This window comes from Vibrio hannami (assembly GCF_029589055.1).
Lineage (GTDB): Bacteria > Pseudomonadota > Gammaproteobacteria > Enterobacterales > Vibrionaceae > Vibrio > Vibrio hannami.
This window is the reverse complement of the sequence record NZ_JARQZP010000003.1, coordinates 1,253,833-1,265,782: the sequence shown is the minus strand read 5'-3', so window position 1 is coordinate 1,265,782 and position 11,950 is coordinate 1,253,833. Positions and strand designations below refer to the sequence as shown.

Sequence of the window (11,950 nt, the reverse complement as noted above, 5' to 3'; positions counted from 1 at the left end):
TCAGAATTCTTTCTGTTATTTACAGAGAATTATACAGGCTTGATGTTTTCAGCCTGAGGACCTTTCTGGCCTTGAGTTACAGTGAACTCAACTTTTTGACCTTCAGTAAGAGTACGGAAGCCGTCAGACTGGATAGCGCTGAAGTGAGCGAATACGTCTGGACCGTTTTCTTGCTGAATGAAACCAAAACCTTTAGTTTCGTTAAACCATTTTACTGTACCAGTCACTGTGTTAGACATAGTAGTTTTTCCTAATATAAAAATTGTGTTGAGCCCTTTGGGCATACTTATAGCGTGGAAAAAATAGATTGCTATTTAGATACAACACGAGGAAAGGGGTACTAACCAACGACTTGTAAAACCTAAAACCAAAGCTGTTCTTTCTAGCCGTTACGCAGCTTAAATCAATATTTTAGGAAGTCAACGATATTAGTATGAAGAATAGAGCTTTTTGTTCTAATTAAAGAGGGTAATCCACGAATTTTTGTCCTATATCACAGTTGCTTATGTATCAAACTGACTTTATTTTGAGAATAATTCAAATTTAAAAAATTTTGTGTAAAAAAGCCCGAGTTGTTTTTGTCGGGCTCAGTAAACGTTTCTGCGTGTTTTTAGTTATGACAGGATGGTGAAAATTTCTTCTTCTTCCAACCTGGCTTTTGGCAGAAGCCGCGTTAAAATCGGTTTCTTTACGGTAGCCAAGAGCAACCACCGCAACTGCGGTATAACCTTTATCCAATAAACCAAACTCTTCATTCAGAGCTTTTAAGTCAACACCTTCAATTGGCACCGCGTCTACATTCAGAGCACCCGCTCCGAGTAATACCGTTCCCATGTTCAGATACAGCTGCTTTTCCATCCAGTGCTGCGCATCTTTCAGGTCAAATCGATGCATATTCACAAAGTAGCTGCGACCATTGCTTACCGTCTCTTTAAACTCTTTTTGTGGAAAGCGCCCAGCTTTGTCTTCACAATCTAACAGATGCTCTAAATATTCTTCGTCTATCTGTGTTTTTGCGCAAAACATAACCACATGAGAGGCATCATTTATCTTTGCCTGATTGAAGACAAACCTGCCCTGAGTTCCGGCAGAAAAACGCTGCTTAGCTTCGTCTGATTCCGCGATAACAAAATGCCACGGTTGGGAGTTTACGCTGGAAGGGCTAAAACGCAGCAGTGTTTTTATTTGTTCGAAGGTTTCGGCTGGAATCTTCTTTTGGGAGTCAAACTCTTTTGTCGAGTAACGGGATAATGCAACGTTGGCGATGTTCATTGGAATCTCTCTTTAGTTTTATATAACGCTGTAATTTAAAATGAGTCGTGGAACATTTCAATGTATTGTGACGGGGTCACGCCTCGATTTTTTTTAAACATTCGGGTGAAGCTTGCTGTATTGGTATAACCGAGTTGCTGCGCGACGGTTTCTATACCTAGCCCTTTTGCAAATAGGTTGACCGCTGTGTTACTTAGCACATACGACATCAGCGTTGTGAAGTCGAGATTTTGAGTACGAAGCCGGCGCTGAAACTGTTGTACAGAGAGCCCTAACATTTCTGCCACGATTGCCACCTTAGGCATTCCAAGGTGTCTTGAGTAATTGATGGTTTCGTATACAACTTTCAACTCATCTTCTGGTGATGGCATGTTGAGAATATCGTCCAGTTCTCCGTAGCTCATAGCGAGCTGCTTTTTCTCCTGCCGGCCATATAGTGCCGTTGTCATACGTAATTTACTGTGAAACCAGACTTCTGTGCTGGGTTGATTCCACTCAACCTCACAGCCAAAAAACTGGTTGTAGGCAGAAGTGTTGGTTCGTTTACCAGGCAAGCGGACCAGCGTAGGGTTAAATTGCTCTCCCAGGTAACGTCTTAGTACTTTAGTCAGAAAAATCGCGCAACGAATACCGTCATGAACTTTCACATCCGGAGCGACAGCTTTGTTGTCGTAAACCCATTTCATATAGGGACCAGACACAGCACCACCTAAAAATACGCCTGACTGAAAACATGAGATAGAAGTGTTGATACGCCGGATGGTCGCAGCAAGATCATGTCCTGAAAAAAACCATCGGGAGAGAACGCCTCTCCTACCAATGTCGATAGGGACGGCCAGATGCAGCATATAATCAGGATCGTTGGTTGATGTTTCAATATCCCTTAGCCAGTCATTAACATGGCTTATAGGAACCAGAGTCATAGGTTCATGAAAAACAGATTCAGGAATATTCAATGACATAGCGCCTTTTCCATACTTCTCAACGCCTGAGTGGTGTATGGCATTCAATAAAATTGCTCTGAAGAAATATTTATTTTTCACGGTTAAATTGGTTCGGTGAATTACATATAGCGTCAATTATAGCTAACAACTGATGTAATATGTAATTATAAAGCCATTTTAATACGCGGGGTTTATTCTTCACCTAAAGAATAAATCGGAGAAATTGATGAGTTTACTAAGTGTTCCATTTGTCGGTACAGGAGCTGATACCGCATTGCATGTTGTTGCAGGGATAGTGCTTTTAGCCTCTGTTGGTGGTGCAATTTATGGCTTCTGGCGCTTACATGAGTTACCGATAAGTAAAGCGCATAGCAAAGGTCATCACCAAATAGGGTTAATAACTGCACTGACATGGATCGGCTTTATGTGGCATTGGGTGTGGGTAATTGCGGTAATTATTGCATTTGCAGACATCGAGAAAATGATAATCAATCTTAGAGATATCTGGCGTGGTGAAAGTCAGGGCAATGATAAAACAGAAGTTTCAGTTTCTGAGGAGGCGCAATAATGTTAGAAGGTTTAGCGATTTGGGCACTCTTTATCTACCTGCTTAGATTAGTAGGGATGCCGTGGAATGTATACAGCAAAGGGTTTGCTTATATCGGAGGCACGGCCTGGCTGTTATTTGTCTGGGTCGGATTGATTAACTATACGCCGATGGATCTTTCTGGAGGTTCGGTTGTTCAGTCACCTCACATTCAATTACGCCCGGACTCAACCAATGTAAAAGGTAAAGTTGATGCTATCTATATTGAGCCGAACCAGGAGCTGGAAAAAGGACAGCCAATATATCAGTTAGACTCGACTGCCTATGAGATAGCGCTGAATAAAGCGAAGGTACAGCTCTCATCAGCTCAGACGCAGTTAGAAAATGCAGAACAAGATGTAGTGATTGCCACTGCGACATACGAAACTAGCAAGCAGGATATCCACACTGCGGAATCACAGGTTGACTCTGCCAAAGCCGATTTAGCGTTGCAGGTAAAAACACTCAATCGTTTTGAAGAGCAAAATCGGGTTGTTGAACATACGATTACCGAAAACGATATTGATAAGCAGCGAACCGCTGTGCAGCTGGCGAAGCAGAACCTCGAAACTCTGGAATCTCAGTTGGCGACTAAAAAGCTAAACAGCGAAAAGGCTCATATGGCTATCGCGAGTGCTCGACTCAAAGTCGACGCTATGCAAGCAAATATCGAGACTGCAGAAGAGAATGTTAAGCAGGCGGAGTGGGATCTTCAAAGTACGACTGTATATGCTCCGACTGATGGCTTTGTGACGAACTTTATCTTGAGGGAAGGGCAGAGAGTATCTGCGATGCCAAGGCTTCAGATGTACACCAACGAAAAGTACGTGCTAATGAGGGTCAACCATCAGGCGATAAGAAATGTAAAACCGGGACAGGCTGCAGAATTTGCATCTGCAGTATATCCAGGAAAAGTCTTTGCTGCACAAGTTGAAGGTATTGTAGAAGCAACCGGTGAGGCACAAGGTACACTGTTGGGCTTTGATGAATCGGTTCGAGTGACAACTGGCAAGAACCTTCAAAACAAGCATCACTTTGTCAGGCTTAAGATAGAAGAGCCTGAAGGTTATGACATCCCGGTAGGATCAGTTGGGCTAGCGTGGGTAAGTGGTGAAAAACCAATAGGCTTTATGTCTTTCCTGGATGCGATACGAGGCATTATCCTACGTATGAAGTCACAGCTGTACTACTTCTATTCGATTTAAAGTAACCGCTAATGCTTTCTTCCTGGGGAGGAAGCATTAGTATAATTAGAATTGGATTGGTTTGGCTAGATTCTGCCGATCAGTCGTTCTATGGAAGCCGTACCATAAGGTAGTTCATCTAACTCCTGGAGCGATACTGAGCTTTCGTTATGGGCTACATTATCTATTGTGGTTGGTTTCCCGTACATATAACCCTGAAAGTAATCGATATGGATGGAACGCAACTTATCCCTTTGCTCTAGCGTTTCTATCCCCTCAGCGACAATGGTAATCCCTAAACAACTAGCCACACTGCTTAGGGCTCTAACCAAATCAAACGCCCGATTCGATTCAACGATATCAACTACGTAGCTTCTGTCTATCTTGATTTCTGTAAATGGAAGTTTAAGTAACTCGGTAAACCCGCAATGATTCATTCCGAAGTCATCAATTGATACGTTACACCCTTTGATTCGGAACTTAGTTAGGTTTGCGATTACGTTACCATTTAATGCCGAGGCGTTTTCAGTAACTTCAATGGTTAATTGATCGAGCGGAAAGCCAAATCTTTCTGCAATGGATAATATCTGGTCTGCAAAGCCTCGCATCCTGAGAGATTGATAATCGACATTGAATGACAATGTTTTATCAAACTTCCGCAGAGTAGAAACCTCTTTCAACGCCACCTTAAATAACTTACAGGTATATTCGGTTATTTTTTCTTGCTCTATCAGATTTGGGATAAAGCTAGAAGGGGGGCAGATCTTGTTATTTATTTTTAATCTGCTCAGTACTTCGTAACCGACGATCTGTTCATCAGCGGCACGAACCTTAGGTTGATAATGAGGAACAATATGCGCATCTTGTAACACATCACATAGTTGCGGGAAATTAGCGCCTGGTTGGGAAGTGCTGGAAATATCTTGTTTTTTGATGTTTATTTTCAATCTTTCGATATTTCGAACGATATCTTCTTGTGAGCAGCTTCCCGAGACAGCTCGTACGTTTTTGACTTTGGTTTCTTGAAGAAAGCTTTTTGTGGCGTGGATAATATCTTCAGCATGCTTACTGATTAGCAGAACACCCAGGAGCTCAATACGGTCTAACATCTCATAGAACACCTGCTGACCAGTATCCAGGGAAGTGAAAATCTCAGTAATTAAAACAAATGGATCCGCGTTTTGTTGGGTGTATTCAATAAAATCTAATGGTGAAGAAAACACCACATGACTGATACCTCTAACACCCAAAAGGTCAGGTAAAGCCAGGCCTGATATATGAGAGCTATTTATTATGATTACTTTCATAAAGCAAAAACGTTACCGTTGTTGAATTCGAAGACTTAGCGTGTAAGCACCCTGCTAGTCACATTGGATAGTCCATTTAGTGCTAACCTTACGAACCATCTTTGTTGTGGCTCTAATGCTAAAGTTTAGAAGGGCTCTGCAGTATTTCCAGTAACCCGTTAAGTAAGCGTGATATTTTGTCCAGATGATTGATTTACACGGTCAATAGATTTGACAATAAATGCCGAAACTAATGGAACACGCAACGATTGTATTTCTTATTAGGTTCTACTGAAGAAAAAATCGCTGTATATACTGCCCAATTGACGAATTCAGGGATTATTTAACTCCATAATTCCTGCACACTCTTGATTTAGTATATATTGAACAAATACTGTTTATACCCTGGAACAAGTGGTGCGTCTTTCTATCTTTGCTAAGCTTTTTGTCTCGATATTGCTGGTTTGTATCGCAAGCCTGAGTGTGATGACCCTGATGATCAATTCTAGTTTTAAAACTGGGTTGCAGGGGTATCTGAATGATAAGGAAATCGCTCAGGCCGAAACCTTAGTTGAAAATGTAAAGGCTTACTATTCGGATAAGTTTGGCTGGCGTCGACTGGAACATGCTCCACATATCTGGGCTAGCCTTATAGGTAACCTTGGGGAGATCCCACCACCTCCGGGTAAACCAAGAGAGCGCCTAAATCCCCCTCGGGTTGAGCAATTATCGGGGGCTCAAACAGCTTTTGTGCCATTCGGAGTCAGAGTAAACCTGTTGGATACAAACGGCCAGTCTGTCGCTGGCATGCCGGAGAACACAAAAGAACTGGGTGATAGTAAGACTCTGACAAAGCTTGAAGTCATGATTGATAACAAGGTTGTAGGGTATGTATCTATTGTGCAAAGTAACGAGCTATCAGGAGAACTGGCCGAGAGTTTTTTTGAACAGCAGACCCATTATGTGTTTGTTATCGTATCAATCACCATCTTGCTGTCGTTTATCATCGCCTTTTTTATGGTTCGTCATTTTTTGAATCCACTCAAGGCGCTCTCTGAAGGCGCTCAATCCATTGCGGAAGGTGAGCTGGATTTTCATATAGAGGCGAAAGGCACCGACGAGCTTGCAGACCTAATCCGGACATTCAATGGTGTCGTCGCTTCACTTAAATCCCAGAAAGAGATTCGCGAGCAATGGTTATCCGACATCTCCCATGAGCTTAGAACTCCAATTGCGGTGTTAAGAAGTGAGCTCGAAGCTATGCAGGATGGAATACGAAAACCAGAACCCAGGTATATAGATTCGCTTCATAATCAGGTTTTAACCTTAGGCAAATTGGTTGACGACCTTCACCAACTCTCTTTAACTGATAGTGGCATGAATATAGATCTAACTTCAAAGGTCGAACTAGTCGCGATTGTGGATTCGGTTGCCTATCAATGTGAATCTCGCTTAGCGGAAAAGAACATATCGCTGGTTACCAGTTTCGATGAGTTGGCACCGATAGATATCAAAGGAGATGCCAAATACCTGAGTCAACTATTTACCAATCTTCTGGAAAATACCTATCGTTACACAGATGCAGGTGGAAGTGCATCTATAGCCATTACTGAAAAAGAAAACCAGGTTCAGATTACCTTTGAGGACAGCACACCGGGTGTTCCGGAAGAATCCCTGGGTCACCTGTTTGAGAGGCTGTACAGAGTTGATAAATCAAGAAGTCGCTTAAGCGGTGGCTCCGGGCTGGGTTTGGCTATTTGTGAAAACATAGTACATGCCCATGGTGGAACTGTTTCCGCTGGGCATTCAGAACTGGGCGGGCTGAAAATTATTATAACGTTACCTAAGGACGCATCATGAGTGACAAACAAAAAACGATACTGGTTGTAGAAGATGAACCGGCCTTGGCTGCGGTATTGTGTGAATACCTCCAGCATTCTGGCTTCGCTCATCACTGGATAGACGATGGTGCTGACGTGATTGATTGGGTAAAAGCGAACTCTCCTGACCTTATCGTGCTCGATCTAATGCTACCCCATAGGGATGGATTGGATATTTATCGGGAGTTGCGAACCTTTAGTGAAGTACCTGTAGTAATGGCGACTGCCAAGGTTGATGAAATTGACCGCTTGTTAGGTTTAGAACTCGGTGCCGATGACTATATCTGTAAACCATATAGCCCGCGTGAGCTGGTCGCCAGAGTGAAAAACATCCTGCGTCGCTCATCAATGTCTGTTTCAGAAGTTGCAGAGGTTCAGGCAGCGCTGGTTATTGACGAGGCTTGTATGACGGTTGTCCTTCATGGGGATAATGTAAACCTGACGCCTGCGGAATTTCGTTTATTGAATCATTTACATAAGCACCATGGGCAGATTTTCAGCCGAGATCAGCTTATGGGGCGAATCTATGAGGATGGCAGGGTTGTTACAGATCGAACCATCGATAGCCACGTAAAGAATCTGCGAAAAAAATGATGGAAGTAAACCCTGAATGTGATTTCGTAAAATCCATTTATGGAGTCGGCTATAAACTGGAAATCTAGCCTCAAAATTCTGTTTTCAAAAGGCTAATCTGCTTTACTCTGTGGTAATATGCCGTCAATTTTATTTGATAGCAGAACACGCATAATGAGCACTAGCTTCTCTTCAGCAGCATCCCTTTGGTCGGTGGTAGACCTGCTGCGTGACTTCTCTTTAACTAAGGGGGAAGTGTCGCAATGACCAAAGAACTGACTCCATCGGATAAAGGTCAATTTATCCTGTTTGAAAGTGCTGATGGTCGCGCTCAGGTGGAGTGCCGCTTTGAAGCAGAAACACTTTGGTTAAGTCAGGCTGATTTGTGTTCTTTGTACGGTAAGGCAAAAGCAACCATAAGTGAACATCTGAGTAATATATTTTCAGAAGATGAACTGGTCGAAGATTCAGTTGTTCGGTTATTCCGAACAACTGCCTCAGATGGAAAATCCTACAACACTAAATTCTATAATTTAGATGTGATATTAGCGGTGGGTTATCGAGTTCGTTCAAAGCAAGGTACACAATTTCGTCAATGGGCGACACAAACCCTGAAGGAATATTTAAGTAAAGGTTTTGTGATGGATGATGAGCGTTTGAAGTCGCCAGAGTCCAGCCAATACTTCGATGAACTGCTCAACCGTATTCGTGATATACGTTCGTCAGAGAAAATCTTCTGGCGTAAGGTGTGTGATATTTACGCCACCAGTATTGATTACGATGGAAAAGCACAAACCAGTATGTATTTCTTCGCCCAGGTTCAAAATAAAATGCATTGGGCTGCTCATGGACACACCGCAGCAGAGTTGGTGTTTAAACGTGTCGATAGTGATAAACCTCATCTTGGGTTAACCAGTTATCAAGGGCAAGAGCCAACACGAAAAGAAGTAGTCACAGCCAAGAATTATTTGTCAGAGCAAGAGTTAGATACCCTCAATCGAATAGTCACTTCTTATCTTGAATTTGCAGAGCTGCAAGCGAGACAAGGTAAGTTGATGAAAATGGCAGATTGGGCGAATAAACTGGATGACTTCTTGCAACTGAGTGATTTTGAAATACTCACTCACGCCGGAAAAGTCTCTTCAGAGCAAGCCAAGCAAAAAGCGAAACAAGAGTATGACAAGTTTAGGCGAGTGATAGATGCCGAGCCTACCCAGGTCGATAGAGATTTGTTAGCAGCAATGAAAGTATTAGGGAAAGATAATCATTGAGGTATGTAGGGAATTAGAAGCCATTCGACGGAATGGCTTTGTCACGTAAAATTTGGAAATAAGATTTATGAAAGCAGAAGTAAAGTGGATAGAAGATTTTAAGTTTCTGGGTGAGTCTCAGTCTGGTCACTCGGTGGTGATGGATGGCAATAGCGGAGCGACAGCACCAAGCCCGATGGAGATGGTACTGATGGCGGCTGGTGGTTGCAGTTCTGTAGATGTCGTTGATGGCCTTAAAACCGCGAATCAGAAAGTGACTTCATGTGTTGCGAAGCTAACTACAGAGCGACGTGATACTGCGCCACGTATCTTCACCAGCGTTAATATCCACTTCGAAGTATCAGGAGATAAGCTCGACGATGCGATTGTCGCTAAAGTTGCGGCAGACTCACTAGAAAAATACTGTTCAGTATGCCTGATGCTTGGCGAAGGTGTGAAGATGACTCATAGTTGGGAAATTGTTTAGCCTAGTGCCTATCGAGTAGTTGATATTGCTTTGGCGTCACGCCAAACTCTTTCTTAAATAGGCGTATAAAGTGGGATATGTTGTCGTAGCCCACTTCATAAGCCGTGTCGGTGACGGACATCGAGTTCAGGTGCTTTTTAGATTTATGCAGCTTTAGCTTTGTTATGTACTCTTTAGGGCTATGATTGGTCACTAGCTTGAACTTCTGACTGAAGTTCGACAAAGACATGTCCACCTCTTCAGCGACCTCCGCGACCTTAAGATTTCCGCCAACTGTACCGTTCATTATCCGAATGGCTTTATTTATCGGATGGTTTTTGTAGTGGTAAATTATATCGTGACACCCCTGTTTCTTGAGTAACTCATAGACAAGCTCTTGCGAAGTAATATCGATCAGGAAACGCATATTGGGGTCGTCTTCACGCAATATTTGCTGCATTCTTCCATGCAGTGATTCTATCCGATTGTCAATTTTGTCCAGAGTGAAGTTCGAGTAGTTCATCTCATCAGGCAGATCCATGTTCAGATTATCGGACACCTTTTGGCTTACATTGCTAATGATTTGATCGCTGAACTCATACACCAGCGCTTTGGTGTATTCAGACATACACATATGGACATTCGAGTTGGGTGGTAGAAGTACAAACTGATCCTTTTGATAAACAAACTTTTCAGATTGGTTGATACTGACTTCTTTTGTACCTTCGATAATGGTGCATAAACGAGGTGCGTCGTATGAATGGTATTCATCACTAAAATACTTAGGGAGATCGTAGTAGAGCAAGTTTATACTATCAGTCGAAAGGGCATATTCTCTCTCTGCTATCCGGCTAAAATCTCGTATTTGGTGCATTTAGTGTGCTTACTTTTTATGGGTTGCTGTACGGTGATGTTATGGGAATCAAGATCCAAGATCTACAGAGGAAAGTCAGGATTGAGAGCTTAGATAGAAGCCAAACGTTTTCGCTGCGAAGCTACGGTTGAGCCTACTTGAGTAAATAGAAAAATAAGGACTACCAGTGCTCAACTAATAGCCCTTGAAAGAAAGTAACCGGGTGGGTTGATTACATCGCTGCGTCAAGAATTGCAACGATCTCTTCGTGTGTCGCTTGTTTCGGGTTAGTCAGACCACAAGCATCTTTCAGAGCGTTTTCCGCTAGCGTATCGAAGTCGTCTTTACGAACGCCAAGACCTTCAAGGCCCGCAGGTATGTTGATATCTTTTGATAGCTGACGGATAGCATCAAGACCAGCTTGCGCAGCATCAGCCGCTTCCATTCCTGCGATATCAACACCCATTGCTTTTGCTACGTCAGCCAGGCGCTCTGGTGCAACTTGTGCGTTGTACTGTTGTACATGTGGAAGAAGGATAGCATTACACACGCCGTGTGGAAGGTCGTAGAAACCACCAAGCTGGTGTGCAATCGCGTGTACATAGCCTAAAGAAGCGTTGTTGAACGCCATGCCAGCCATGAACTGAGCGTAAGCCATATTGTCACGAGCAGTCAGGTCGTCACCATTTTCAACCGCATTGCGAAGGTTTGCCTGAATCATTTCAATGGCTTTAAGTGCAACTGCATCAGTTACAGGAGTAGCAGCAATTGAAACGTAAGCTTCGATAGCGTGAGTCAATGCATCCATACCAGTAGCAGCTGTCAGGCCTGCTGGTTTTAGCAGCATTAGTTCTGGATCGTTAACCGAGATAATTGGCGTTACGTGTTTATCAACAATCGCCATCTTAATGTGGCGAGCTTCATCAGTGATGATGCAGAAACGAGTCATTTCAGACGCGGTACCCGCTGTAGTATTGATAGCAATTAGTGGAAGTTGTGGTTTAGCTGATTGATCAACGCCTTCGTAGTCTTTGATCTCGCCACCATTGGTTGCCAGTAGTGCGATACCTTTTGCACAATCGTGTGGAGAGCCACCACCAAGAGAGATTACGCAGTCACACTCTGCATCTTTAAGCATTGTCAGACCATCATTAACGTTTTCGATTGTCGGGTTTGGTTTTGTCTCTGCGAAAACAGCAGAAGCAACACCAGCTTCAGATAGCAGATCAACGATCTTACCAACAACACCGATTTCATTAAGTACTTTGTCGGTAACGATAAGCGCTTTTTTGTAACCGAAAGACTTAACGTTATTTACTGCTTCTCCCAAACAACCAGCACCCATAAGGTTCAGCGAGGGAATGTAAAATGCGTTAGACATAATTTGCTCCGATATAATTATTAATAAGATAACTGCAAGCGAGACTATCAATGTCGAAAAAACGCAACTAGCTCAGTTTTTAAAAAAATAGCCGGAATTTTAGTGACATTATTTTTGTTATTAATAATCATTAGGTTATGGGGTGTTGTGGTCAGGAATTTAGTCAGACTCTGTGATTTTTACCGTATTTGATGTTTTTGGGGAGGGGTAAGGAGTGGCTACAGATATAACAAAGGCCGCATTACGCGACCTCAATAAGCACTTTGACGGTCAAC

Annotated in this window: 10 protein-coding genes and 2 pseudogenes; 6 read left to right on the top strand and 6 right to left on the bottom strand. The window is 42.9% G+C overall.

The features are described 5' to 3' along the window. Window positions 1-29: 29 nt before the first annotated feature. From P7F88_RS07390 to P7F88_RS07380, 3 genes and pseudogenes are all read right to left on the bottom strand, one after another. Complete coding sequence (locus tag P7F88_RS07390; RefSeq protein WP_277823291.1) at window positions 30-239, bottom strand: cold-shock protein; 210 nt, start codon at window positions 237-239, stop codon at window positions 30-32. 375 nt (window positions 240-614) lie between these two features. After that, window positions 615-1,272 (bottom strand): annotated as a pseudogene (gene nfsB, locus P7F88_RS07385) (oxygen-insensitive NAD(P)H nitroreductase). 35 nt (window positions 1,273-1,307) lie between these two features. After that, window positions 1,308-2,315 carry an AraC family transcriptional regulator ligand-binding domain-containing protein gene (locus P7F88_RS07380; RefSeq protein ID WP_422127611.1) on the bottom strand — a complete coding sequence of 336 codons (1,008 nt, stop codon included), beginning with the start codon at window positions 2,313-2,315 and terminating at the stop codon, window positions 1,308-1,310. A 127-nt stretch (window positions 2,316-2,442) separates the two neighbouring features. Between P7F88_RS07380 and P7F88_RS07375 the strand changes: the two genes are divergently transcribed. Beyond that, on the top strand, window positions 2,443-2,784 hold the full coding sequence (locus P7F88_RS07375) for an MFS transporter (RefSeq protein ID WP_277823287.1): 342 nt from the start codon (window positions 2,443-2,445) through the stop codon (window positions 2,782-2,784). Further along, window positions 2,784-4,007, top strand: a complete 1,224-nt coding sequence (locus tag P7F88_RS07370) for an HlyD family secretion protein (protein ID WP_277823285.1) — start codon at window positions 2,784-2,786, stop codon at window positions 4,005-4,007. Before P7F88_RS07375 ends, P7F88_RS07370 begins: the two co-directional genes overlap by 1 nt. 65 nt (window positions 4,008-4,072) lie before the next feature. Here P7F88_RS07370 and P7F88_RS07365 read toward each other — a convergent pair whose 3' ends face one another. Next, on the bottom strand, window positions 4,073-5,293 hold the full coding sequence (locus P7F88_RS07365) for an EAL domain-containing protein (RefSeq protein ID WP_277823283.1): 1,221 nt from the start codon (window positions 5,291-5,293) through the stop codon (window positions 4,073-4,075). A 396-nt stretch (window positions 5,294-5,689) separates the two neighbouring features. On the opposite strand from P7F88_RS07365, the gene P7F88_RS07360 reads away from it, so the two are divergent. From P7F88_RS07360 to P7F88_RS07345, 4 genes and pseudogenes are all read left to right on the top strand, one after another. Beyond that, window positions 5,690-7,132, top strand: coding sequence for an ATP-binding protein (locus tag P7F88_RS07360; RefSeq protein ID WP_277823281.1), 1,443 nt, complete (start codon window positions 5,690-5,692; stop codon window positions 7,130-7,132). Further along, window positions 7,129-7,814, top strand: a pseudogene (locus P7F88_RS07355) (response regulator). The gene P7F88_RS07360 and the pseudogene P7F88_RS07355 overlap by 4 nt, the downstream one beginning before the upstream one ends. Window positions 7,815-7,988: 174 nt before the next feature. Continuing rightward, the gene (locus P7F88_RS07350) at window positions 7,989-8,996 is read left to right on the top strand and encodes a virulence RhuM family protein (protein ID WP_277823277.1); all 1,008 of its coding nucleotides are present in this window, start codon (window positions 7,989-7,991) and stop codon (window positions 8,994-8,996) included. Window positions 8,997-9,063: 67 nt separating this feature from the next. Then, window positions 9,064-9,462, top strand: a complete 399-nt coding sequence (locus tag P7F88_RS07345; RefSeq protein WP_277823275.1) for an OsmC family protein — start codon at window positions 9,064-9,066, stop codon at window positions 9,460-9,462. A 1-nt stretch (window position 9,463) separates the two neighbouring features. Here the strand turns inward: P7F88_RS07345 and P7F88_RS07340 are convergent, their stop codons facing one another. Together P7F88_RS07340 and yiaY are read right to left on the bottom strand one after the other, a co-directional pair. Continuing rightward, complete coding sequence (locus P7F88_RS07340) at window positions 9,464-10,315, bottom strand: helix-turn-helix transcriptional regulator (protein ID WP_277823273.1); 852 nt, start codon at window positions 10,313-10,315, stop codon at window positions 9,464-9,466. 211 nt (window positions 10,316-10,526) lie between these two features. Continuing rightward, window positions 10,527-11,675: an L-threonine dehydrogenase gene (yiaY, locus tag P7F88_RS07335; protein WP_277823271.1), complete on the bottom strand. Its 1,149-nt coding sequence runs from the start codon at window positions 11,673-11,675 to the stop codon at window positions 10,527-10,529. Window positions 11,676-11,950: the final 275 nt, after the last annotated feature.

Bases quoted from the DNA above. Each gene is read 5' to 3' on its own strand.
- P7F88_RS07340 (WP_277823273.1), bottom strand. From the start codon at position 10,315: ATGCACCAAATACGAGATTTTAGCCGGATAGCAGAGAGAGAATATGCC.
- P7F88_RS07345 (WP_277823275.1), top strand. From the start codon at position 9,064: ATGAAAGCAGAAGTAAAGTGGATAGAAGATTTTAAGTTTCTGGGTGAG.
- P7F88_RS07390 (WP_277823291.1), bottom strand. From the start codon at position 239: ATGTCTAACACAGTGACTGGTACAGTAAAATGGTTTAACGAAACTAAA.
- yiaY (WP_277823271.1), bottom strand. From the start codon at position 11,675: ATGTCTAACGCATTTTACATTCCCTCGCTGAACCTTATGGGTGCTGGT.
- P7F88_RS07375 (WP_277823287.1), top strand. From the start codon at position 2,443: ATGAGTTTACTAAGTGTTCCATTTGTCGGTACAGGAGCTGATACCGCA.
- P7F88_RS07365 (WP_277823283.1), bottom strand. From the start codon at position 5,293: ATGAAAGTAATCATAATAAATAGCTCTCATATATCAGGCCTGGCTTTA.
- P7F88_RS07350 (WP_277823277.1), top strand. From the start codon at position 7,989: ATGACCAAAGAACTGACTCCATCGGATAAAGGTCAATTTATCCTGTTT.
- P7F88_RS07370 (WP_277823285.1), top strand. From the start codon at position 2,784: ATGTTAGAAGGTTTAGCGATTTGGGCACTCTTTATCTACCTGCTTAGA.